The following is a 22,867-nucleotide window of genomic DNA, read 5'->3' on the forward strand; positions in this document are numbered from 1 at the left end:
GCCAGACTCTGTTTTGTTGCAGCCAACTGCCTATGAAACACTACTCGTTAGGGAAGGTTGTCCGAGCGGCCGAAGGAGCTAGTCTTGAAAACTAGTGTGCGGTAACCCCGTACCAAGAGTTCGAATCTCTTACCTTCCGCGAATGGAACCCCGGTTCGCCAGCATGGCTGGTGCGCCGGGGTTCTTCGTTTGCATGCCTTGCCTGGCATGACAAAGGCCTGGGATGACAAAGGATGCCTTCCCCGCCTGCGGCGGAGAAGGCATCCTCCTTTTCGTCCGGCCTGCGCTGGAACAGTTGCGGTGGAACAATTGCCCTAAAGCAGTTGCCCCAAAACAGTTGCCCGAAACAGTTGCCCTAGATCAGCTGCGGCACCGCGCTGAACGGGTTGGCCGGTTTGGTCAGTCCGAAGTGTTCCCGGAGTGTCCGTCCCGAGTATTCCCGCCTGAAGAGTCCCCGGTCCTGCAGGATCGGAACCACCTGGTCGACGAAGATGTCCAGGCCTGTAGGCAGCACGGGCGGCATGATGTTGAAGCCATCGGCCGCTCCGGCCTCGAACCAGTCCTGGATGGCGTCCGCCACCTGCACCGGCGTGCCGGAGAAGGTCCGGTGCCCGCGACCGCCGCCAAGCCGGCCGATCAGTTGCCGCACGGTGAGGCGTTCCCGCCGCGCGAGGTTCACGATCAGCCTGTAGCGGCTCTTGGCGCCTTCGATTTCGTCCTCCGACGGAAGGTCGGCCGGAAGTTCGGCGTCCAGCTTCAGGGAGTCGGCCGGAACCCGCAGCAACCCGGCCAGCTGGTTGCGGGCGTGCTCGGGCAGGATGAGCTCATCCAGTTCCCGCTCGAGCCGGCGCGCCTCCTCCTCTGTTGAGCCGATGACCGGAACGATGCCCGGCAGGATCTTGATTCCTTCCGGATCCCTGCCGGCTGCGGCTGTGCGCTGCTTCAGATCCGAATAGAAGGCCCGGGCATCGGCCAGGGTCTGGTGTGCGGTGAAGACGGCCTCCGCATACCGGGCGGCGAACTCCTTGCCGTTTTCCGATGAGCCTGCCTGCACAATCACGGGGTACCCCTGCGCTGACCTCGGGACGTCCAAGGCGCCTTCCACCTGGAAGTGCCGGCCCTCGTGCTCGGCCCGGTGCACCCGGGAACTGTCCGCCCAGATCCCTGCCGCTTTGTCCGCCACAATGGCGTCATCCTCCCAGCTGTTCCAGAGTTTCTTGGCGACATCCAGGAACTCCGCCGCGCGCTCGTACCGCTGGGAATGGGCAGGCTGACCCGCGAGGGAGAAATTCCTGGCCGCTGCGTCCCCCGCAGTGGTCACGACATTCCAGCCGGCCCTGCCTCCGCTGATCTGGTCCACGGAAGCGAAGCGCCGTGCCAGGTTGTACGGTTCGTTGTACGTGGTGGATGCCGTGGCAATGAGCCCGATGCGCTCCGTGACGGCAGCTATCGCGGCGAGCAGCACTGTCGGTTCCAGGCCGCCGTAAGGCCGCTGGGCCACGTCCCCGTGCAGGACCGGCGAATCGGCAAAGAAGATGGAGTCCAGCTTCCCGCGCTCGGCCGTCTGCGCCAGCCTCTGGAAATGCCCCACGTCCGTACCGGCGTGGCTGTTGCTCTCCGGCAGCCGCCACGATGCCTCGTGATGGCCTGTGCTCATCAGGAAGGCGTTGAGGTGAAGCTGCCTTTGTTCGGTCACTGCTGGACCCCGGCGTACACGGTTTCGTCAAGGACAACGGTCTCGGAGTAGGCCGATGAATCACCCTTGATGGAGGTGCTGGCACGGCCGTCCACGCCGCGGGGGATATCGCCGGCGACAGTTACCCTGTTGAGCTGGCGCGCCTGCCCGTCGTAGTTGTCCGGGGCGTAGTGCTGGGTGATGCGGTTGTCGAAGAGGACCAGCTGGTTGGGTTCCCAGTTCACCCGGACCACGTTCTCCGGGCGGGTGATGTAGGCCTGCAGGAGCCGAAGAATGTCCCTGGATTCGGTATTGGACAAGCCAACGATCCTCAGCCGCTGGGCGAACCCGCCGATGAACAGCCCCCTTTCCCCGGTAAGCGGATGCACCCGGACCACGGGGTGGGCAGTTTCGAAGTGGATACGCGTGAACTCCTTGCGGCGCTCCTCGGCGTTAGCGTGTTCCAGGTTCTTGGGCACCGAATAGTCGTAGTCGTTGGTGTGGATGGCCCACAGGGTGTCCGCGAAATGACGAAGCTCCTCCGGCAGGTCCCGATATGCGCCGGCCGAAGATGCGATCAGCGTTTCGCCGCCATATGCGGGGAGCGTGATGCTGCGCAGAGTCGAGGCCTGGGGCGGGTTCACGACGAACGTGACGTCAGTGTGCCAGTTGTTGGCACTGCCGTTTTCACTGTCCACCGGGAGGACTGCTGGTTTGCCGTCCACCGACGCCACCGTGGGATGGGCGTTGGTGAGCGGGCCGAACCGGCTGGCGAAGCGGACCTGGGCGTCGTCGTCGAGCACGTTTGCTTCCCGGAAGACCAGGGCCTTGTGGACGTTCAGGGCCTCGCGGATCCGGGCGATGGTGGCGTCGCTGAGATCCGCGCTGAGGTCCAGCCCCCGGATTTCGGCGCCAATGCGGGATCCCAGTTTGGTGAACTGGAGCCTGGTTTCAGTGATGGCGGTCATGGTTGTTTCCTTTGCAGTTCAGGAGGTTGGCAGTTCAGGTGATTGCAGTTCAGGAGGGTTGGTATTCAGGAGGTGGAGCCGACGGCGGTGCGCCAGCGGGAGAAGTGCCGTTCCAGCGACACGAGCAGCAGGTTCACCAGCAGGCCCAGCACGGAGACTGTCAGGATGCCGGCGTACATGTCCGGGATGAGGAAGCTCATCTGTGAATTGACGATCAGGTAGCCCAGCCCGGCCTTCGCTCCGACCATCTCTGCAGCGATCAGGACCAGGATGGAGGAGGTGCCCGCCATCCTGATGCCGGTGAAAATGGTCGGGACGGCGGAGGGCAGGATCACCTTCTGGAACAGTCGGAAGCTGTTCAGCCCCAGCGACTTGGCGGCACGGATCAGCAGCGGGTCCACGGTCCGGACGCCTGCAATGGTGTTCAGCAGAACCGGAAAGAACGCGGCGTAGGCAACGATGGTGATCTTGGATTCCTCGCCTATGCCCAGCAGCAGCGTGAACACGGGCAGCAGGGCCAGGGTGGCGGTGTTCCGGAAGAGTTCCAGCAACGGGTTCAGGAATGAATTCAGCCAGCTGTACCAAGCGATAAGCAGTCCCAGCGTCACTGCCGACACCACAGCAATGCTGAAGCCGGAGACGGAGCGGGACAGACTGGCCTGCAGGTGGTTCTGCAGCTGGCCTGATTGCACGAGCTTCACGCCGGCGGCCAGCACTTCATGCAACGGAGGCAGGAACACGCGGGTGGACGGACCCGCCAAATACAGCGGGCCTACTTCCCAGAGGGCCAGGAACAGCAGGACGGCCAGGGACTTCCACGCTGCCCGGCTAACGCGGCCAGCAAGGATGGCCAGTGCTCCTGCTGCCTTCCGTCCCCCTCCGGCGGGAGTCCCGGGAGCGGGTCGCCTGACGGCGGAACCCTTTCCCATGGGGGCGGGTGTCAGACGATGTGGCTGCAGTTGATGTGTCAGCAGTTGATGATTCCGGGACTTCTGTTTCGGTCAGAACGGTTGCCATCAGGCTGCGCTCCTTTCACGTGGCTGTTCGTCGGGGGCAGTGCCGTCCGGAAGGATCTTCCGGTGGCCGGAGTCCTGGGCGAGGCGGACCTCGTCGTGCAGGAGGGACCAGACCTGGTGCCGGTGCTCCACAAAGGCCGGATGCGAGCGAATGTCCGCGTCGCTGTCACGATCGGGGATGTTGATGTCCACGATTTCCTTGAGCCGGCCGGGCCTGGCGCTGAGCACGGCCACGCGCTGGCCCAGGTACACGGCCTCGTCGATCCCGTGCGTGATGAACACGATTGTTTTTCCCGTCGCTTTCCAGATCCGCAGGAGTTCGTCCTGGAGCTGCTCCCGGGTCTGGGCGTCCAGCGCCGCGAACGGCTCGTCCATCAGCAGGACGTCAGGTTCATAGGCGAGGCTCCTGGCGATGGCGACGCGCTGCTTCATCCCGCCTGACAGTTCGTGGGGATACCGGTCCTCGAAGCCCGCCAGACCCACCAGATCGAGGAACCGGCTGGCAATCTCGGCCCGCTGTTTCCGGGACAGACCCTTGTTTTCAAGACCGATGGAGACGTTGGCCGATGCGGTGCGCCATGGGAACAGGGCGTACTGCTGGAACACCACCGCCCGGTCCTGCCCGGGTCCCGTCACGTCTTTCCCGTCCACCAGGACACTTCCGGACGTGGGGCGGGAAAGACCGGCCAGCAGGTCAAGGAGCGTGGTCTTTCCGGAACCGCTGGGGCCCACGAGGGTGAGGAATTCGCCGTCGGCCACGTCCAGGCTGAGATCATCGAGCGCAGTGAGGACAGAGGGTTCGCTGCTCCGGCGCGCGCCCCTGCCGCCCTGGCGGACGATGAACTCCTTCGTGACATTTTTCAGACTGATCTTGGGGGTCATGGCTATCCTTTCGAGGTTGCGGCCGGTGCCGTGGCCGGCAGGCTGTTGAACTCGTTCGTGTAGAGCTTGCGGGTATCGAGCTCGCCGGTGATGATGCCGGCTGATTTCAGATAGTCGGCCCAGCGGGTGAAGTCGTTGTCCTGGATCCGGCCGCCGGTTGACGCTACCCCGACGCTCTTCCAGTACTTGAGCGCCTCCGCGCTCTCATTCCGGCCGCGCTTGGCGAGGATTTCTTCGAACTTGGCGATGACCTCTTCCCGGGGAGTGGTGCGCTCCCACTCGATGGCCTTGGCGACGCCGGTGACCAGCGTCCGGCTGGTTTCGGGGTTCCGGGCCAGGAAGTCTTTGCGGAGGACGTACTGTCCCGCGTCAAAAGGGCCGCCAAGGACACCGGTGTCAGTGAACAAGGCCCGGATGCCGCCCTCGGCGAGCGCCCGGTCCTGCAAGACACCGCCCAGGGTCCCTACGTCGACCTGCTTCTTGCGCAGTGCCAGCTCCGTCTCGTTGGGCGGGACCACCACCAGCTGCACCTGCTTGATCTCCTCGGGTGTCAGCCCGCTGTTCTTCAGGTGGGTGGTGATGACGGCTTCGTGGTGGGCGCCGAGCGTGTTGACGGCCACCTTCTTACCGATCAGGTCCCTGGCAGTCCGGATCGGGCTGCCCTCCTCCACGTAGTAGCCGGTGAAGGTCTGCGCATCCTCGCCGTAGTAGTTGATGACGGCCTGGACAGGTGCACCTGCCTCGATCAGCTTGATCACGGCGCCTGTGAAGGCTCCCCCGATGTCTGTTTGGTCGGTGGCGACGGACTGGATGCTCTGCGGGCCGCTTGTGGTGTTGCTGACCCACTTAAGCTTGACGTCGCCCAGGTAACCGAGGTCTTCGGCGAGTTCCAGCAACGCAACGTTGTTAGGTGAGCCCTGGTAGCGGACGGTCTTCTCTTCCGAGCCGCCCGCACCGCCAGCCCCGCCCCCCTCTGCGGTCGCCGGGCCACCACAGCCGGATAAGACGAGAGAGACCGCCATGGCTGCAGTCACGGCAGCTGCCTTCGCTGCGGCGGGTATGGTTCTTCGGCTTAAGGGACGGTTTTTCATGGGGATACTTTCTGCGCTTGGGGTGCGGGTCTTGACGGATGAATCCCGGCCGGCTGGCTCGTGTCCACCATCAGAGCAGAGATGGATCAGCGGGCTGAAGCCCCGGGTTCATGCAGTGCAATCGAGGGAAACCGCACGTAACGGGACTGCACACGGCGTCTCGGAGGGCAACAGGGACACACCACGAAATACCGGGGAACGAAGCGAAATGCGGGGCAACGAAACGACACTTTTGCCGTGCGCGCACGGTCATGAGCCGTCATCTTTTGCCGTCAGGAGACATCCAACGGGCCCCCAGGTGCCGGGATTCAAAGGCAGCAAGGGCAGGCGGTTCCGCCGGCGAGGCGTCGGACGCATGTTATGGCGAGTACCGGCGACGAAAGATTTCCCCCCACGGCCCGACTTTGTTACCGCATTCTTTTCTTGCCTATTGATAATTAATTTACAGGTGTATAGCATCTTGGGCATGGAGCCCGAACCCGCAGATGTGCCGATCCAGGACCGCCGGGTCCGGCGTTCCAAAGCCGCCCTGATCAAGGCCACCATCATGCTGGTTGGCGAGCGGGGCACTGCCGCTGTTCCGGTCTCGGACATCGCCGAAGCCGCAAACGTCAGCCGTCCGGTGGTGTACCAGCACTTCGGTGACCGCGACAACCTCCTCCTCGAGGCGGCCATTGACCTCGCCACCCGCGAACTCCTTCCCGGCATGGCGGATGCTACTGGCTCACTAACGAGGCGCGACGGGGCGTTGACTCTGGTCAAGCACTTCGCGGACCATCGGGCGTTCTACCGGGCGGTCCTGACGAGCTCCTGCGCGTTCGCGTTGAACAAATCACTGACTGCCCTGCTGATGCCGATCAACAGGCAACTCGTGCAGGAGGTGTTCGGCCCCGCGCTGGAGCCGGAAGCGGCAGACGATTACGCCGCCTTCATCACTGGCGGTGGAGCAGCCCTGGTCAACACCTGGATCATCGAGGGCGCCGAACCGCTCGACCCCGAAGCGTTCGCGGACAGGCTGATGCGGATACCGCCCTTTGTCAACGATCTACTGCGTATGCCTGGAACACCACAACATCACAAGGAGCCGGTCCGATGAACCTCATGAGCCACATCCTGCAGCGCAAACTGGAACTCCCGTCGCCCCTTACCCGGGACCTTGTGGTGCAAAAGGACTTGCGCGTGCCGATGCCCGACGGCGTAGAACTACTGGCGGACAGGTGGGCACCGCGGGGAGGAGGCGAGGGATTGCCGACAGCACTCCTGCGTTCCCCTTACGGCCGGTCGGGCATGTTCGCCGCCGCCATGGCCAGGCCGCTTGCCGAGCGCGGATACCAGGTGCTGATCCAAAGCGTCCGGGGCGGTTTCGGTTCCGGGGGGACCCTTGACCCCATGCGCCAGGAGCGGGAGGACGGTTTGGCCACACTGGACTGGGTGGTGGAGCAGCCTTGGTTCGGGGACTCGATGGTGCTTGTCGGCCTCAGCTACCTGGGGTTTGTCCAGTGGGCGGTGGCGGATCGCCTGCCTCCGCAGGTCAAGGCGATGATCCCGCACATGACCGAGTCGGCGCTGACCCTTGAGTTCCTTCGCGACGACGGCATGTCACTTGAGCTGCCGTTCGAATGGGGCGTCATGACCGCGGTTCAGGAGCGGCGCTGGGCCATGCTCAGGAGCCGGGGCCAGGCCAGGAAAACGGTTCGCGCGCTGCGCACCCTGCCGCTGAACCAGGGTGACGTCGCAGCCATCGGGCGCAGCTCAAAATACATCCAGGACATCCTCACGTACGACGCGAAACACGAATACTGGGCCGCCGTCGATCACTCCCACCGTGTGGCCGGGGTGAACGTGCCGGTGAGCTCGATCGGCGGCTGGTACGACATCTTCCTGCCCGGCCAGCTCCGCGACTTCCAGGTACTGCAGGACGCGGCGCGGCCGGCACGGTTGACCGTCGGTCCCTGGACCCATTCTGAGTTCACCAACGCGGCCGTCCTGGAAGCCGTGGGATTCGGGCTCGCGCATGCACGCGGCGAGCAGCCGCCGGAACGCCCTCCCGTACGGCTGTTCGTGATGGGCGAGGAAGCCTGGCGGAACTTCGATTCCTGGCCGCCGAAGGGGTACGAGCCGCAAGCGTTCCGGCTCCAGCCCGACGGCGGGTTGTCCACGGAGCCTGCGATTGAATCGGCCGCGGATACGTACCGCTACGACCCGGCTGACCCGACCCCCGCAGCAGGCGGCATCAGCATCAGCAGCGGGGGCCGCGTCGATAACACGGAGCTGGAGGACCGCCCGGACGTCCTGACCTACACCACTGCCACGCTCACCGAGGACGTCGAGGTCATCGGTGAGGTCAGCGCGAACATCTGGTTCCGCTCCAGCCTCGCCAACGCGGACGTCTTTGTCAGGCTCTGCGACGTGGGTCCGGATGGCCGCTCCCACAATGTCTGCGACGGGCTGACCAGCCTGACCGGCGCGGACACGCTGTCCCAGACAACTGTCCGTCTTTGGCCCACCGCGTACCGCTTCAAGCGCGGGCACCGCATCCGGGTCCAGGTCTCCAGCGGGGCGTTCCCCCGCTATGCCCGCAATACCGGAACCGGCGAACCGCTTGCCACCGCCACCATCCTCCGGGCAGCCGACCAGGCCGTGTACCACGACCCCCAGCACCCCTCTGCGGTCATCCTGCCGGTGCGGGCAGCTGGTTCCGGGAGCCCGTAGCGGTGCCTATCGGCTCTTATGGGGACGGCCGCAGACGGCACCGCTAAGGGACCCATTTTGTGCCCTGTTAGTGCCCCAGGATGGCTTGTGCGATTTCGTCGGCGTCACGGAGCGTGCGTTGGCCGCTGCGATAGGCCGGACGTCCGGGCTGGATCGCCTCCGCAGCGATGGCCGTGCCCCACTGGGCCGCCGAGAGCTGCAGTCCCAGCACGTAGAGATTCCGGGTGACTGAACCGCTTGCCGCCACCGGGCGATACGGGTGCGGAGTCACGTCCAGGCCGGTCGCCTGCACGGGAGCGCCCTCCGCCGTCATCATGAGCCTGGGGCGGACCAGTCCGTCCGCGAGGAGCTGCTCCAGAAGCGGGGATGCGTTGGCGGATACCCGGTTTGCGGGTGCGAGCGCCTCCAGCATGGTTTTCGCCTGCACTGGCGGGCCTTTCACCCAAGGCGAGCGTGCAGTGAACATCCCGGTCCCCCTGTCGACGCCGAACCGGGGATCCGGCCCCACAAAACTGACCACGCCAGCGCGGGCGAGGGCTGCCAACTGCTCGGAACGCAGTGCGGGCGGCCCGCTGGCCAACCCCTCCACGAACGACTCGAACCAGCCACGGAGCCCGGCGACCCATGACTCATCCGTGATCCCGCCGTCGGCCACTGCCGTCTTCAGGACCGCCCGCCCGTGATGGAGCGCGCCGATGGCCATCTTCACCGGATCCTGCTCCCCCAGGGCGGATCGGCGGGCGTCATCGAGAAGGTAATCCACAACGGCGGCATCAAGTTCGGCGCGCGAGGCGAAAGATCGGCCCGCCAGCGGGGATGCCAGGCCCAGAAGGTCCAGCCGGTGCCGCGGATCAACATGGAGGGCTATGACGCCCTGCACCGCCTGCTCCCAGTTGGCCGAGCTGTGGGCATGCGGCCGGAGCGCATCATCGAGGGCAGCCAGGAATTCTGACCGGTCCGGAACCGCCACGGGCTGCGAGCGCACCAGCGTTGAATAGTGGGCCCAGAGAGCGTCGCGGTGCAGCAGGGGCCAGAGGTCGTGGTCGAAGCCGGGGCGGATCCCGGCAGCCGCAAACCGCTCCAGAGCGGCCTCCGTCAGGAACCGGAGTTTCACGGACAGCGGGTAGTAGCCGTCCAGCGCCGCTTTGGCACGGTACGGCGTGCCGCGCCGCGAGGCAGCAATAATCAGCGGTTCCTGGCCGGAGGGCTCGTACTCGAGCCTGTTTCCGGCGTCGATGAACTTGCCGCCGCGGCCCTCCGTGAGCTGTCCCACGGCGTCAAAGAAATTCAGCCCCATGCCGCGGACCAGTATCGGCTCTCCAGCCGGAAGCTCTGACCAGTCCACGTCCGCCGGTATGGCAGGCGGCAGGTAGCGCAGGCCCAGCTGCCTGGCCGAGGACTGCAGGTCCCGTTGCTCCGGGCTGAGCCGGGAGGGAATGTGGCCGAGGGCCAGCACCACGGAGTCTGCGGGGAGGGACCCACCGTCGGCGAGCCCGACGTCGAACGTTCCGTTGCCTGCCGGGCGCACCGACCGGGCGGACGTTTCATGGAACCGGATGCTCACGCCGTCGGGAAGGTTCGCCGTCAGCTCCTCAAGGGCGCAGCGAAGGTAGCGGCCGTACAGTGCACGGCTGGGAAAGTCCTTGGAGGTCAAAGCAGCGAGCTCGGAGCGTTCGTCGGCAGTGAGGGACGGCAGCGGATCACGCTGCTGCCGTGCCCGCCACCGGTCGAAAGTGGTTCCGGCCAGCGGCGGGGCCAGCCGGGGATCCTCGGGTATGAGCGTGGGGTAGAAGGCCTGGGTGTTCATCAGGTACAGCCGGGACTGGTCCGGCCGCCACACGTGTCCCGGCCCTGCCGGGTAGGGGTCGATGACGTCGATGTGGAGCGGCCGGGATCCGGGCTGGGCCGCGGAGTGGGCGAGCAGGCGCTCCAGGACGCTGGTGCCCCGGGGGCCGGCGCCGATGATGGCCGTCCGGATGCTCTGCGATCTACCCACGGCATCCAGAGTATCGGCATGTGCCTTCGACGCTTGACTTGCTACCTGCACGCAGATGTTGTTTGGATGGGGCGCATGACCACCACTGCAGCTGATCCAGCGTCCGCACCAGGTTCTCCCTCCGCCCCGGCTTCCTCCGCCGCTTCTTCCGCTGATTTGGCTGCGCGGGTGGCTCCCGAGCCCACGGACGAGAACGTCTGGCTTGAGGAGATATACGGTGAGGAGCAACTGGCGTGGGTCCGGGAGCAAAACGCCCGCACTGAGGACCTGCTGGAGGACGCCGACTACGCAGGCCTGGAAGGAAGCATCCTGGAGGTGCTGGACTCCACGGACCGGATTGCCATGGTGGGCAAACGCGGAGACTGGTACTACAACTTCTGGAAGGACCGGCAGAACCCGAAGGGGCTGTGGCGCCGCACCACATGGGAAAGCTACTGCACCGAGACGCCCGAATGGGATGTCCTCCTGGATGTCGATGCGCTGGCCGCCTCCGAGGGTGAAGACTGGGTCTTCCACGGCGCCACCTTGCTCCGCCCGGCCACCGGTGAACCGCACCGGCTCGCGCTTCTGGCCCTCTCCCCCGACGGCGGTGACGCCAACCGATACCGCGAGTTCGACGTCGGAACCCGCACCTTCGTTGACCCCGCTGCCGGCGGCTTTGACCTGCCGACGGCGAAGGGCAACGTTTCGTGGCTGGACCCGGACACGCTGCTGGTGGCCTCTACCGCCGAGGGACTGCCCCGGACGGCGTCTTCGTACGCACGCACGGCTGTGACCTTGCGGCGCGGTGAATCCCTGGGCCAGGCGCCCCGGCTGTTCGACGTCGCCGAGGACCACATGATGGCCGTGGTGGCACACGATTCCACGCCCGGATTTGAGCGCACTTTCGCCGTGGACTACATCGACTTCTTCAACCGGAGGACCTTCGTCCAGCGGGACGGCTCGTGGCTCGAGATCGAGGCCCCGACCGACGTGAACCTGAGCGCCCACCGGGAGTGGCTGCTGTTCCGGCCGCAACGCGACTGGCCGCTTAACGGGACCACGTACCCGGCCGGTTCCCTGCTGGCAGCAGGATTTGAGGACTACCTCGCCGGATCACGCGATCTTTCGGTCCTGTTCACGCCGGACGAGCACACGTCGCTGCAGTCCTGGAGCTGGACCCGGGACTTCCTGCTGCTCAACCTCTTGCGGGACGTCTCGTCCGAGCTCCGGGTCCTTGATCCGTCCCTTCCCGGGGGCAGTTCGGGCGCGTGGGCATCCTCCCTGCTCGATGCCTGCCCGCCGCTCCACGATGTGAACGCCTACGCCGTGGACGATGAGGACGAAAGCCCGGACGACGGCGGTGCAGGTAACGATTTCTGGCTGGTCGCCACCGGCTTCACCACGCCCAGCACGCTGATGCGGGGGACCCTCAGGCGGGCCGCAGCCGAAGAGAAGTCTGCCGGGGCGCCGGCCGTGGTGAGCAGTCACGCGGCTGTCAAGGCGTCGCCGTCGTTCTTTGACGACGGACAGTATGAGGTGCAGCAGCACTTCGCCGTCTCGGCCGACGGCACGAGGGTCCCCTACTTCCAGGTGGCCTCCCGCGACCTGGTCCTCGACGGGCAGAACCCGACGCAGCTCTCCGGTTATGGCGGCTTCGAGATTTCCAGGACACCTGCCTACAGCGGAACGGTGGGCAGGGCGTGGCTCGAACGTCGGACGGCGGAAGCCGCCGGAACCGACGGCGAAGGCCCGCATTCCCGCGGGGGCGTCTACGTGGTGGCCAATATCCGGGGCGGCGGCGAATACGGGCCCTCGTGGCACCGGGCCGCCCTGAAGGAGAACAGGCACCGGGCGTACCAGGATTTCGCGGCGGTCGCCAGGCACCTTATCTCCCGCGGTGTGACTTCGCGGGAGAGGCTCGGCTGCGTCGGCGGGTCCAACGGCGGGCTGCTGGTGGGCAACATGCTCACCCAGTACCCGGAACTCTTCGCTGCCGTATCCTGCGGCGTCCCCCTGCTGGACATGCGGCGCTACACGAAACTTTCGGCCGGGCACTCCTGGATTGCCGAGTACGGCGACCCGGACGTGCCTGAAGAGTGGGAGTACATCCGGACGTTCTCGCCGTACCACCTGCTGAAGGACGGTGTGGAGTACCCGGAAACGTTCATCTGGACAGCCACCTCCGATGACCGGGTGGGGCCCGTCCAGGCACGGAAGATGGCAGCGCGTATGCAAGCCATGGGCATCCCGAACGTCTGGTACCACGAAGCCCTCGAGGGCGGCCACGCAGGGGCCTCTGACAACCGGCAGGCCGCTGCGCTGCAGGCCCGCAGCCAGCACTTCCTGTGGCGGACGCTGGCCGGCGGGCCTGCTTAGCGCCGGCGGACCTGCCTAGCGCGGCCGGGGCCTGACGCTGGCGATTAGGAGAAGCGTCCGGGCCGGAAGGTGGCCAGCATCGGATGCTTGTTTCCGGTCAGGATCTCACCGCTGAGCAGTTCGCCGGCGATGAGTCCGAGTGTGGCCCCTGAATGGGTGAAGGCAACGAAGCAGCCCGGCACCTGCCCGGTTTCGCCGAGGACGGGTTCGCCGTCTCCGGGGATGGGCTTGTAGCCGATTTTCCAGGACGCGGGCTTGAGTTCCGGGTTGCCGGCGATGAGCTTGGATGCTTCGTCGGCGAGCTCCTGGACCACGGCGTCGGGGATATCGAAGGAGCCGTCGGCGTGTTCGGTGATGTGCTCCTCGTACCAGTCGTGATCCAGGGCAAAAGTGCTTCCGGGGTTGGGACGGACGGCGGCCCGCGGGGTGTTCAGCACGGCCTTGACCTCGTGGTCAACCGGTTTGGTGACCACCAGCATGGAGACAGGGGAACTGTTGGGGATGTCGACGCCGAGCGGTGCCAGGACGGCGGGGGTTGCGGCCCCGCAGGCAACCAGGACAGCGTCAGCTTCGTACGTGTCGCCGTTGGCCGTCTCGACGCCGGTGGCCCGGCCGCCGTCGACCATGACGGAGGCCTTGCCGGCGTTCAGCACGAGTTTCCCCCCGCGTGCGTGGAATTCCTCCATCAGGAAATCCACCAGGTCCGGCAGGCTGACCCAGCCTTCTCCGGGGTTGAAGATGGCGTTTTCCGGCACGGCCGTTTCATCGATGCCAGGCGTTACGGCCGCGATTTCGGCCGGGGTCAGGAGTTTGGAGTCATATCCGACGGACTTCTCATAGGCGTGCCGGGCCACGGTGACGTCCTGCTGACCGGCAGCGTTCCACATGAGCCCGCCGCCGAACTGCAGCCAGTCGCGGCCGGGATCTGTTGCATAGAGCGTGCGGTAGCGATCCACACCGGCCAGGCGCAGCTGATGATATGGAGTGGACCTCTCCCCTGCCGAATTCAGCCAGGACAATGAGCGGCCGGAAGCCTCGCTTGCCAGGCCCCGCTCGGTCAGCAGGGTCACGGACGCGCCCTCCCGAAGCAGGTGTACGGCGGTGGAAACCCCCAGGATGCCGCCTCCGATGATGGCGACGTGTTTGGTTGGAGCGATGGAGGACATGGTTCTCCCCTTCCTTGATACGTGGGCGCCTTGGGCGCAGGTTTGTTTGGTGGAATTTGCGGGCTACGCAAAGGCATGGATTTTTTCGATGACCCTGAGGACCTCCAGGGACTCGGCCGGTGAAACGGGCAGCGGGCCCTCCCCGCGCAGGGCTGTGGCCAGCTGCGTATAGAAGCTGGGGTAGGCCCCCTTTTCGGCCGGTACGGGCTCGGTGGCTCCGTCGATCCCCAGGACCCCCCAAGAGTCCTGGGATTCAATGCCGTAGGCGGGGTCCGACGGCGACATACCGGCCGCCAGGGCAGGCTCCTGGCTGTCCAGGCCCCACTTTGTATACCCGGCCGTGGAACCGAGTACATGGAAGCGCGGGCCAACCCGGGCCGCCATGCCGTTCATCCAGAGCCGGGAGCGGACCCCGGATTCATGGCGCAGGGACACGAAGGCCTCCGTTTCGGCGCTGTCCGGATACGGCCCGTGGTTTGCCGTCTCCCCGTGGATTTCCTCCACGGTTCCGAACAACCGGATGGCCTGGTCGATCAGGTGCGCGCCGAGGTCGTGAAGGATGCCTCCGCCTTCCGCAAGGGTTGCAGTGTCCCGCCAGTTACCGAATCCCTCGGGCCGCCACCACTCGAACCGCGACTCGAAGGTGCGGATTTCCCCGAGGGCCCGCTCCCGGATGAGCCGCTGGAGGGTCAGGAAGTCGGCGTCCCACCGGCGGTTCTGGAATACCGTCAGCTGCACACCGGCGTCGGACGCCCGGCCGGCGAGCTCCTCACCCTGGGCCGAGGTGGTGACAAACGGCTTGTCAACCACCACGTGGAGGCCACGGGCAATGGCCGTGCCGGCCAGATCGAAGTGCGTGAGCGGCGGCGTTCCCAGGACGAGGAGGTCAAGTTCCCCTGCCAGCGCGAACATCGCCGCGGGCGTCGGGACCACCCGCGCCCCCGGGTAACGCCGGGCAGCCTCGGCGGCCCGCCGGGGATCAGCCGTCACGATGACGTCCAGTGAGTAGTCCGGATCGGCCGCAAGGAGCGGGGCGTGGAAGACACTGCCCGAGATTCCGAATCCGACGAGGCCGGTGCGGATACGCCCTGTTGCCGCCTTGGGCATCAGAGCACCTCCGACAGGAAGCGCTGCAGCCGTTCGCTTTTCGGGTTGTCGAACAGCTCGCCCGGGGTTCCGGCCTCCACCACTTCGCCCTCGTCCATGAAGACCACCTGGTCGGCGACCTTGCGGGCGAAGCCCATTTCATGAGTAACGACGAGCATGGTCATTCCGCGCTTGCCAAGCCCTGCCATGAGGTTCAGTACGCCCTTGACGAGCTCCGGGTCCAGGGCGCTGGTCGCTTCGTCGAACAGCATGACCTCGGGTTCCATTGCCAGGGCCCGTGCGATGGCGACGCGCTGCTGCTGGCCTCCGGAGAGATCCCGCGGCCGGTGGTCAGCGCGCTCCGCGAGTCCGACCTCGGCGAGGCGCTGCCTTGCCCGTTCCCGTGCTTCAGCCTTGGGCATTCCCTTGACGCTCCAGAGAGCGAGCGCCACGTTGTCAAGCGCCGTGTGGTCGGGGAAGAGATTGAAGTGCTGAAAGACCATGCCGATCCGGCTTCGGAGAATGTCGGGTTTGACCTCCAGCGCACTTTCACCGGCCAGCAGCACGTCGCCGCTCTTGGGTTCGTGCAGCCGGTTGACGCCGCGCAGGAGCGTGGATTTTCCCGAACCGGAGGGGCCGATGATGCAGGTTGTGGTGCCGGGGGCGACGGTGAGGCTGACGTTACGGAGCACCTCGATGTCGCCGTAGGCCATGGTCAGGTTCTTGAGCTCCAGGCTGGAGCCGTGAAAGGTCTGGCTTTCCGCGGCGGCTTGGCCCGTGCTGCTTGTGAGGCTCATGTGTTGCTCCCGGTGATCAGCGGCGAGGCCGCGTCGAGTTCCTTGACTTCTTTGAGGCCGCTGCTTGGAGCGGAGGGACGCCGCCTTCCGGTGCGGAAGCGGTTATCAAAGTAATTGACCAGGTGAGTCAGGGGCACCGTAATCACCAGGTAGAAGACTCCTGCCATGACCAGCGGAGAGAGGTTTCCGGAGAGCACGGCCGCATCCTGGCCGACCCGGAAAAGCTCGCGCTCGCTGACCAGCAGGCCAAGGAAGTAGACCAGTGACGAGTCCTTGACGATGGCGATGAACTGGTTGACAAGAGCCGGCAGGACCCTGCGGACGCCTTGCGGCACCACCACCAGGGCCATGGACTTGGCGTAGCTCATACCCAGTGCACGGCAGGCTTCTCCTTGGCCCTTGTCCACGCTTTGGATGCCGGCCCGGAAGATTTCCCCAATGTACGCGCTGGCGATCAGGCTCAGCGCGATGACTCCCAAGGGATACGGGGAAGGGCCGAAGATGGACTGGCTCAGCCGGGCGAAGCCCTGGCCGATCAGCAGGATGGTGAGGATGGCCGGAAGACCGCGGAAGAGGTCTGTGTAGATCCGGGCCGGAATACGCAGCCACCTCGACGGCGAAATGCCCATGATCGCCACGATCATGCCCAGCGCGAGACCGATGACGGTGGCAGCGATGGAGATGATCAGCGTGTTCAGGAGCCCTACTCCAAGGAGTTGGGGCAGGACTTCGGCCATTGCGCCGAAGTCGAAGAAGGTGCGGATGATGGTGTTGAACCAGTCCATGGTTACTCTCAGACGTCGTTTGCTTGTGAGTGGCGGGCGGACCGCTCGGCGCGGCCCGCCCGTTCAGAGGCCAACAGGCAAAGCCTTTGGCTTATTTGCTGGCGGTGGCAGTGGCTGTCTGCTCGGCCTTGGGCAGGTACTGTTCGGGCATCGGCGAGCCAGGGAACCACTTCTGGTAGAGCTTCTTCCAGGTTCCGTCTTCCATGGCCTCTGCCAGGCCCTTGTTCAGGGCTTCCTTGAAGGCGGTCTTGCCCTTAGCCACGGCGAACCCCGCGGGAGCATCAAAGGACGGGATATCGGCAGCGCTGACCAGGCCGAACTGCTCCTGGTAGGCCTTGGCGGCCTCGTAATCCAGGAAGTGAGCGTCCACGGCGCCGCTGTTGACTGCTGAAATAGCCGTGTTGTTGTCCGGGAAGCGCACCAGGTTCGCTGACGTGAAGTTCTTGACGGCGTAAGCCTCCTGCAGGGTTCCCTGCACGACGCCGAGACGCTTTCCGCCCAGGCCCTCCGCGTTGTTGATGCCCGACGTCTTCGTAGTGATGACGGTCAGGTAACCGGCGAGGTAACCGTCGGAGAAGTCCACTGTCTGCTTGCGCTTGTCGGTGATGCCGATCGCGGCGACGCCGGCGTCGAACTGGCCGTTCGCCACGGCGGCCAGCAATCCGGAGAAGTCCTGACCGGTGAAGACCACGTTGTCCACTCCGGCACGGTGGGCGACATCCTTGAAGAGCTCAATGTCGAAACCGGTGAAGTTTCCCTGGGCATCGGCGAACGTGTACGGCTTGGCGTCACCGAGGCTGGCGACCCGGATGGTGCCCGGCTGGATCAAGCCGTAGGGGTTCTCGGCGTTCGGGGACGACGAGGCAGTCGTTCCCCCGCATGCTGAAAGTGCCAGGACGGTTGCTACGGCGGCCGCGACAATTGCCCCGGGCCGGAATTTAGGTCGATGAGTCACAGCGTTTTTCCTATCTTGGGAAGCAGGTGTGGCCCTGCGGCCGGATTGAATGAATTATCAGAATCCCTTGTTGAGTCCGGTCTCAGGCCTTACGATTGAGACCGGACTCACAGCGGGGTTGCTAAAAAATGTAACCCATGACACACGGACCGTCAAGGCCCCTCTTTCGAAAGGCTGATATGAGCAGTAACACTTCGAGGCGCCGGGACATCACCGTGGCGGATGTTGCAAGGGAGGCGCAAGTGTCCAAAGCCCAGGCCGCCCGGGCCCTGGGTAACTATGGCGCCGTCAGCCAGGATGTGCGGGAGCGCGTGCTGGCTGCAGCTGAGGAACTGGACTACCGGCCCAACGAGCTCGCCCGCAGCATGAACACGGGCAAGTCGCACACCATAGGCGTGGTGGTGGGTGACATCGAAAACCCCCACTTCGGCCTCGCGACAAGGGGCATCACGGACATTGCGAAGAAGAGCGGATTCCACGTCATCCTGATCAACACCGATGAAGAAACGGCCGCGGAAGTTGAGGCAGTCCGTGTGCTTTTGGATAAACGGGTAGATGGCCTCATCGTGGCTCCGGCCTCGTCTGTGGAAACACAACATCTGCAACAGGTTCGTGAGTCCGGACGCCCGCTGGTCCTGCTGGACCGGAAAGCCGGAGGTTTGGACGTCGAAACCGTCGCCGTGGACATGGCCGACATCTCTTACGACTCAACGCGATACCTGCTTGAGTCCGGACACCGGCGCATAGCCTTCGTCTCAACCCTGAAAACGGAGGAGCCCTACGTGGCCGGCATGGAGCTCGACTCGTCCCAGATCTCCGAGCGTCTTGACGGAATAACCAGGGCTTTCGAGGCACAGGGCCTGCCTCACCCTGCAGACCTGGTCCGGCTCAACTCGGGGGATGCGGAATCCATCAGGAAGATCACCGTGGAACTGCTGCAGGGCCCCGACGCCGCGACAGCCATCATCGCCTCCGACGGCCTCGTCGCACTAAGCGTCGTGGAAGCCATCCAGGAACTCGGCCTGTCCATCCCGGACGATGTCTCCTTCCTGATGTACGACGACTTCGCCTGGACCCGCCTTACAACTCCGCCGCTGACGGTCATTTCGCAGCCTGTATATGAGATGGGGATGGCAGCTGCCACCGCCCTGATACGCCAGATTGAAGGCCGGAAGGCGCCGGCTACTGCGGAACCGCTTAATGCCCGCCTGGTGCTGAGGGGGTCTGTTTCCGCACCACGCGCCGTCGAGATCTACAACTAGCCATCACTCCCCCGTCAGTTCACGGCCCTTTCATGCGGCGCATACCACTCGCGACCCTCAGCCGTTTTGCGCTGCATGCCCGATTCTGCGTATCCTTGGTGGGCTAGGAATAGCAATTGGAGACGTGCCAGAGCGGCCGAATGGGCTTCACTGCTAATGAAGTGTGGGGCACAACTCCACCGGGGGTTCAAATCCCCCCGTCTCCGCGTTTGGCCCCGGTCCTGGACCGGGGCCTTTTGCGTTTGCCGGCACCCAACCAGGTAGCAGCTGATGTCGTTTTGAAGGCGCAAAACGACCCCTGCTGCGACCTAGTTGGGCCGGAAGGCTTATCCACGGTCCGGGCACGCACGCCCCGCACGGTGCCAGTGGCAGGATAGATGGATGGCGGCAAGCAACGTGACGGACGAGGACCATCGGCTGCAGGCGTGGAACCCGCGCCTGGCGCTGCTGGTTGCGGCCACGTTCTTCATGGAATTCCTTGACGGGACCGTCCTCACCACTGCGATTCCGAGTATCGCCGCCGACTTGCGGGTGCCTGCCCCGGACGTCAACGTGACCATGACCGCTTATCTCATGACAGTTGCAATGGGCATTCCGCTCAGCGGCTGGCTTGCGGAACGGATGGGCGCCCGGCAGGTGTTCTGCCTGGCCATTGCCCTGTTCACCGTCGCCTCGTTGAGCTGTGCGCTCAGCCAGGATCTCACCGTGCTGACCCTCAGCCGGGTCGTACAGGGCGCGGGCGGGGCAATGATGGTGCCGGTGGGCACCTTGGTGGTGCTGCGGCGCACGCCCAAATCGGATCTGTTACGAGCCACCGCTTTCCTGGTCTGGCCGGGCCTGCTGGCGCCTGTACTGGCACCGCTTGTGGGCGGGGCTCTGACAACTTACCTTTCCTGGCACTGGATTTTCCTCATCAACCTGCCGCTCGGCCTGGCTGCGTTCCTCGCGGCCTGGCGGCTGGTGCCCGGAGAAGCCGGAAACAGCAGCCGCAGGCTGGACTGGCTGGGACTGGTCCTGACTACAGCGGGAGTGGGTGCCCTGGTGGTTGGCCTGGAGCTGGCCTCCGGCCATGCTGAAGCGCAATGGGCCGCTGTCTGGGCGGCCGCGGGCGTGGCCGCACTATCCGGGGCGGCGCTGTGGATGAGGCGCTCCAGGAATCCGCTCTTTGACCTCACCGTATTTTCCACCCGGACGTTCCGAGCCATGGCAACCGGCGGCTTCGTATACCGCCTCACAGTCAGCTCTGTGCCTTTCCTCCTGCCCCTGATGTTCCTGGCGGGGTTCGGCTGGACGCCCCTGCATGCCGGGATCATGGTGGCGGCAGTCTTCATTGGCAACATCGGCATCAAACCCGCCACCACACCGCTGATCAGGCGGTTCGGGTTCAAGGTGATGCTGGTGTTCGCGTCCCTGGCCTCAGCCGTGACGTTTGCGTTGTGCTCCCTGCTGACCGCCGACACGCCCGAACCCGTCATGTTTGCCCTGCTGGTGTGCAGCGGAGCGTTCCGGTCCATTGGCTTTTCGTCCTATGCCTCGGTGCAGTATGCGGACATCGTCCCGGGCCAACTCACGTCGGCCAACACCGTCTCTGCAACACTGGTACAGCTCGCGACAGGCACGGGCATTGCCCTTGCTGCGCTGCTGATCCGTGTTTTTGAGGAACTGGCCGTATTCTCCCAGGATCCCGCCGGTCCGTTCCGGGGGGCATTCCTGGCCATGGCTGTCCTCATGCTGTTCAGTACGGCAGACAGCCTGACATTGCACAGGCATGCTGGGGCAGAGGTCAGCCGGCCTGGCCCAGCACCAGCGGAAGGACAGCGCCCGCTCCCGCCTGCCTCAGGGCGCGTCCGGCGACGGTGACCGTCCAGCGACTGTCCACAAGATCGTCGATTAGCATGATGCTCTGGCCTCGCAGTGGCTCAAGGGCAGCACCAAGGTCCGGACCCACCACCAGTCGGTCCCATACGCCTGCCAGCCGATAAGCGCTGTTGCCGCCGCGGCCTCCCGTAGGTCCGCCGTGATTCAGCTGGAGTTCCCCAAGGTTGGGGATCCGGCCAATTTCCGAGATTCCCTGCGCGAGGGTCCGGACAAGTTCCGGCTTGCTTCGCGAAGGGATGCTGACGATGGCCGCAGGCCTGCCGGCACCGCTCCATCCCGGGCTGCGTCCGTCCCCGGCTGCCCACTCCCGCAATACTTGCACGCAGGCCTGCAGCATGCCGGGGTCTACCGCCCGGTCCGGCGCTCCGGCTGCAAACAGTTCCCGCAGGGCCCCGCCCCAGCCGAGGTCGGTGAGCCTGGCCAGGACACGGCCGTCCGCAACACCTTCGTCCGGCCTGATCTTGCCCTTGACCGGGACACCCAGTCGGTCCATACCGCTTGGCCACTGCAGGCGTGCCTCCAGGACTCCGCCGGCCCGGCTAAGGGTCTGGCCCGCTGCCGCCGTTGCATCCGCCGCGATGTCGGCCGGAAACCAGCGGCCCGCGCAGTTGTCGCACCGGCCGCAGGCCCGAGCCGTTTCGTCATCCAGGACCGAGGTGATGTACTCCATCCGGCAACCGGCAGTGTCCTGGTAGATCACCATGGAGTCCTGCTCGTCCACCCGGGCCTCGGCGATCCGCCGGTACCGCTCAGCATCGTAGAACCAGGGCTGGCCGGTGGAACGCCACCCGCCACCGACCCGCTCGACGGCCCCATCCACGGCAAGGACCTTCAGCAGCAGCTCCAGCGGGGTGCGCCGGAGGTCGACGCGCGCTTCCAGCGCCACCGTCGAAACGGCTGTCCCGGCTTCAGCCAGTGCCGTCAGGACTGACGTGGCCTTCTCCTCTGAGGGCATGGAAGCGGTGGCAAAATACTGCCAGATATCCCGGTCCTCCGACCCCGGCAGCAGCAGGACGTCCGCGTTGGCAGCACCGCGGCCGGCACGGCCGACCTGCTGGTAGTAGGCCACCGGGGAGGACGGCGCACCAAGGTGGACCACGAAGCCGAGGTCGGGCTTGTCGAAGCCCATGCCGAGCGCAGAGGTGGCCACCAGGGCCTTGACCTGGTTGTCTTTCAGCAACTGCTCCGCCCGTTCCCGGTCCGCGGGATCGGTCCTGCCGGTATAGGCCAGGACCCGGTGCCCCGCCTCCGCGAGAAGGCGCGCAGTGTCTTCCGCCGCCGAGACCGTGAGCGTATAGATGATGCCGCTCCCGGGCAGATCCGCCAGGTGCGTCAGGAGCCAGCCCAGCCGTTCCCGTGAATCCGGCAGCGCCAGTACACCGAGCCGCAGCGAGTCGCGGCCCAACCCGCCCCGGATGGTCAGGACCCCTGCGCCCAGCTGTTCCTCGATGTCGTGGACTACCCGGGAATTCGCGGTGGCCGTCGTGGCAAGGACAGGGACAGTCTCCGGAAGCTGCGTGATCAGGTCAGCTATCCTGCGGTAGTCCGGCCGGAAATCGTGGCCCCAGTCAGAAATGCAGTGTGCCTCATCAACCACCAGGAGGCCTGTGCGCCGGATAAGTTCCGGCAGCTGGTTCTCCCGGAAAGACGGGTTGGTGAGGCGTTCGGGCGATACCAGCAGCACGTCTACTTCATCCGCCGCGAGCTGTTCACGGACGCTGTCCCACTCCAGCTGGTTGGCCGAGTTGATGGCTACGGCCCGGACGCCGGCACGGGCAGCCGCAGCCACCTGGTCCCGCATCAGGGCGAGCAGCGGCGAGACGATCAGCGTGGGGCCCGCACCACGGCGCCTGAGGAGCAGCGACGCCACAAAATAGACCGCGGACTTCCCCCACCCGGTGCGCTGGACCACCAAAGCCCGCCTGCCGCCGTCGACCAGTGCCTCAATCGCCTCAAACTGGCCGTCATGGAACTCCGCCCCCTCATGCCCCACGAGCTCGCGAAGAACCTCAAGGGCCTGGGTGCGGGTAGGGGAAGCTGAAGGTGCCTGCGCGGGAGTGGCGGGTGAAAGGAGGGCGTTCTGGTTATCGGCCATTGATTCAGTATCCCAGCCACCACTGACACCCAAAAGCCGGAGCTCTCCTAAGTGGATTACCGCGCCCTGGTGCCCAGGCATCCGGCCGGACGGCCGTTCCCCGCCAGCCCGGCACTTTCCCTCCACAGCGATCACCGCGCATCCA

Annotated in this window: 17 protein-coding genes and 2 tRNA genes; 7 read left to right on the forward strand and 12 right to left on the reverse strand. The window is 65.4% G+C overall.

The genetic code is table 11. The annotated features are described in order from the left end of the window. Positions 1–51: 51 nt before the first annotated feature. A tRNA-Ser gene (locus tag QFZ40_RS16595) sits at positions 52–139 on the forward strand. 216 nt (positions 140–355) lie between these two features. On the opposite strand, the gene QFZ40_RS16600 is transcribed toward QFZ40_RS16595, so the two are convergent. From QFZ40_RS16600 to QFZ40_RS16620, 5 genes are all read right to left on the reverse strand, one after another. After that, positions 356–1,696 (reverse strand): LLM class flavin-dependent oxidoreductase, encoded by a 1,341-nt coding sequence (locus tag QFZ40_RS16600; RefSeq protein ID WP_306905729.1) that lies wholly within the window; start codon positions 1,694–1,696, stop codon positions 356–358. Continuing rightward, positions 1,693–2,643, reverse strand: coding sequence for a TauD/TfdA dioxygenase family protein (locus QFZ40_RS16605; protein ID WP_306905731.1), 951 nt, complete (start codon positions 2,641–2,643; stop codon positions 1,693–1,695). The genes QFZ40_RS16600 and QFZ40_RS16605 overlap by 4 nt, the downstream gene beginning before the upstream one ends. Before the next feature lie 65 nt (positions 2,644–2,708). Then, positions 2,709–3,572, reverse strand: a complete 864-nt coding sequence (locus tag QFZ40_RS16610) for an ABC transporter permease (protein WP_306905733.1) — start codon at positions 3,570–3,572, stop codon at positions 2,709–2,711. Between the two features lie 87 nt (positions 3,573–3,659). Next, entirely contained in the window at positions 3,660–4,541 is an 882-nt protein-coding gene (locus QFZ40_RS16615) for an ABC transporter ATP-binding protein (RefSeq protein ID WP_306905734.1), read from the reverse strand. 2 nt (positions 4,542–4,543) lie between these two features. Beyond that, complete coding sequence (locus tag QFZ40_RS16620) at positions 4,544–5,575, reverse strand: ABC transporter substrate-binding protein (protein ID WP_306905735.1); 1,032 nt, start codon at positions 5,573–5,575, stop codon at positions 4,544–4,546. A 523-nt stretch (positions 5,576–6,098) separates the two neighbouring features. On the opposite strand from QFZ40_RS16620, the gene QFZ40_RS16625 reads away from it, so the two are divergent. Next, positions 6,099–6,728 (forward strand): TetR/AcrR family transcriptional regulator, encoded by a 630-nt coding sequence (locus QFZ40_RS16625; RefSeq protein WP_306905736.1) that lies wholly within the window; start codon positions 6,099–6,101, stop codon positions 6,726–6,728. Further along, complete coding sequence (locus QFZ40_RS16630; protein ID WP_306905737.1) at positions 6,725–8,344, forward strand: CocE/NonD family hydrolase; 1,620 nt, start codon at positions 6,725–6,727, stop codon at positions 8,342–8,344. The genes QFZ40_RS16625 and QFZ40_RS16630 overlap by 4 nt, the downstream gene beginning before the upstream one ends. 67 nt (positions 8,345–8,411) lie before the next feature. On the opposite strand, the gene QFZ40_RS16635 is transcribed toward QFZ40_RS16630, so the two are convergent. Further along, positions 8,412–10,340 carry an FAD/NAD(P)-binding protein gene (locus tag QFZ40_RS16635; protein WP_306905738.1) on the reverse strand — a complete coding sequence of 643 codons (1,929 nt, stop codon included), beginning with the start codon at positions 10,338–10,340 and terminating at the stop codon, positions 8,412–8,414. A gap of 75 nt (positions 10,341–10,415) precedes the next feature. Between QFZ40_RS16635 and QFZ40_RS16640 the strand changes: the two genes are divergently transcribed. Further along, a complete protein-coding gene (locus QFZ40_RS16640) occupies positions 10,416–12,698 on the forward strand; it encodes a prolyl oligopeptidase family serine peptidase (RefSeq protein WP_306905739.1) in 2,283 nt (760 codons plus the stop codon). Between the two features lie 44 nt (positions 12,699–12,742). Here the strand turns inward: QFZ40_RS16640 and QFZ40_RS16645 are convergent, their stop codons facing one another. The 5 genes from QFZ40_RS16645 to QFZ40_RS16665 form a co-directional block, all read right to left on the reverse strand. Further along, the gene (locus QFZ40_RS16645) at positions 12,743–13,864 is read right to left on the reverse strand and encodes an NAD(P)/FAD-dependent oxidoreductase (protein WP_306905741.1); all 1,122 of its coding nucleotides are present in this window, start codon (positions 13,862–13,864) and stop codon (positions 12,743–12,745) included. A 63-nt stretch (positions 13,865–13,927) separates the two neighbouring features. After that, entirely contained in the window at positions 13,928–14,971 is a 1,044-nt protein-coding gene (locus tag QFZ40_RS16650) for a Gfo/Idh/MocA family protein (protein WP_306905742.1), read from the reverse strand. Next, entirely contained in the window at positions 14,971–15,747 is a 777-nt protein-coding gene (locus tag QFZ40_RS16655; protein ID WP_306905743.1) for an amino acid ABC transporter ATP-binding protein, read from the reverse strand. Before QFZ40_RS16655 ends, QFZ40_RS16650 begins: the two co-directional genes overlap by 1 nt. Further along, on the reverse strand, positions 15,744–16,532 hold the full coding sequence (locus QFZ40_RS16660) for an amino acid ABC transporter permease (RefSeq protein WP_306905745.1): 789 nt from the start codon (positions 16,530–16,532) through the stop codon (positions 15,744–15,746). The genes QFZ40_RS16655 and QFZ40_RS16660 overlap by 4 nt, the downstream gene beginning before the upstream one ends. A gap of 91 nt (positions 16,533–16,623) precedes the next feature. Next, positions 16,624–17,487, reverse strand: coding sequence for an ABC transporter substrate-binding protein (locus tag QFZ40_RS16665; protein ID WP_306905746.1), 864 nt, complete (start codon positions 17,485–17,487; stop codon positions 16,624–16,626). Positions 17,488–17,666: 179 nt separating this feature from the next. Here QFZ40_RS16665 and QFZ40_RS16670 point away from each other — a divergent pair, with 179 nt between their 5' ends. From QFZ40_RS16670 to QFZ40_RS16680, 3 genes are all read left to right on the forward strand, one after another. After that, positions 17,667–18,749: a LacI family DNA-binding transcriptional regulator gene (locus tag QFZ40_RS16670; RefSeq protein WP_306905748.1), complete on the forward strand. Its 1,083-nt coding sequence runs from the start codon at positions 17,667–17,669 to the stop codon at positions 18,747–18,749. Between the two features lie 118 nt (positions 18,750–18,867). Continuing rightward, positions 18,868–18,955, forward strand: a tRNA-Ser gene (locus tag QFZ40_RS16675). A gap of 175 nt (positions 18,956–19,130) precedes the next feature. Continuing rightward, positions 19,131–20,609: an MFS transporter gene (locus QFZ40_RS16680; protein WP_306905750.1), complete on the forward strand. Its 1,479-nt coding sequence runs from the start codon at positions 19,131–19,133 to the stop codon at positions 20,607–20,609. Here the strand turns inward: QFZ40_RS16680 and QFZ40_RS16685 are convergent. Then, positions 20,533–22,722 (reverse strand): RecQ family ATP-dependent DNA helicase, encoded by a 2,190-nt coding sequence (locus QFZ40_RS16685; RefSeq protein WP_306905751.1) that lies wholly within the window; start codon positions 22,720–22,722, stop codon positions 20,533–20,535. The two genes, QFZ40_RS16680 and QFZ40_RS16685, sit on opposite strands and share 77 nt — an antisense overlap. Positions 22,723–22,867 lie beyond the last annotated feature (145 nt).

The sequence above is a fragment of the Arthrobacter pascens genome (genome assembly GCF_030816475.1).
Classification (GTDB): Bacteria; Actinomycetota; Actinomycetes; order Actinomycetales; family Micrococcaceae; genus Arthrobacter; species Arthrobacter pascens_B.

Coding starts and splice junctions, on each gene's coding strand:
- QFZ40_RS16655 (WP_306905743.1), bottom strand. CDS start 15,747: ATGAGCCTCACAAGCAGCACGGGCCAAGCCGCCGCGGAAAGCCAGACC.
- QFZ40_RS16605 (WP_306905731.1), bottom strand. CDS start 2,643: ATGACCGCCATCACTGAAACCAGGCTCCAGTTCACCAAACTGGGATCC.
- QFZ40_RS16660 (WP_306905745.1), bottom strand. CDS start 16,532: ATGGACTGGTTCAACACCATCATCCGCACCTTCTTCGACTTCGGCGCA.
- QFZ40_RS16670 (WP_306905748.1), top strand. CDS start 17,667: ATGAGCAGTAACACTTCGAGGCGCCGGGACATCACCGTGGCGGATGTT.
- QFZ40_RS16650 (WP_306905742.1), bottom strand. CDS start 14,971: ATGCCCAAGGCGGCAACAGGGCGTATCCGCACCGGCCTCGTCGGATTC.
- QFZ40_RS16610 (WP_306905733.1), bottom strand. CDS start 3,572: ATGGGAAAGGGTTCCGCCGTCAGGCGACCCGCTCCCGGGACTCCCGCC.
- QFZ40_RS16630 (WP_306905737.1), top strand. CDS start 6,725: ATGAACCTCATGAGCCACATCCTGCAGCGCAAACTGGAACTCCCGTCG.
- QFZ40_RS16645 (WP_306905741.1), bottom strand. CDS start 13,864: ATGTCCTCCATCGCTCCAACCAAACACGTCGCCATCATCGGAGGCGGC.
- QFZ40_RS16640 (WP_306905739.1), top strand. CDS start 10,416: ATGACCACCACTGCAGCTGATCCAGCGTCCGCACCAGGTTCTCCCTCC.
- QFZ40_RS16625 (WP_306905736.1), top strand. CDS start 6,099: ATGGAGCCCGAACCCGCAGATGTGCCGATCCAGGACCGCCGGGTCCGG.
- QFZ40_RS16615 (WP_306905734.1), bottom strand. CDS start 4,541: ATGACCCCCAAGATCAGTCTGAAAAATGTCACGAAGGAGTTCATCGTC.
- QFZ40_RS16685 (WP_306905751.1), bottom strand. CDS start 22,722: ATGGCCGATAACCAGAACGCCCTCCTTTCACCCGCCACTCCCGCGCAG.
- QFZ40_RS16680 (WP_306905750.1), top strand. CDS start 19,131: ATGGCGGCAAGCAACGTGACGGACGAGGACCATCGGCTGCAGGCGTGG.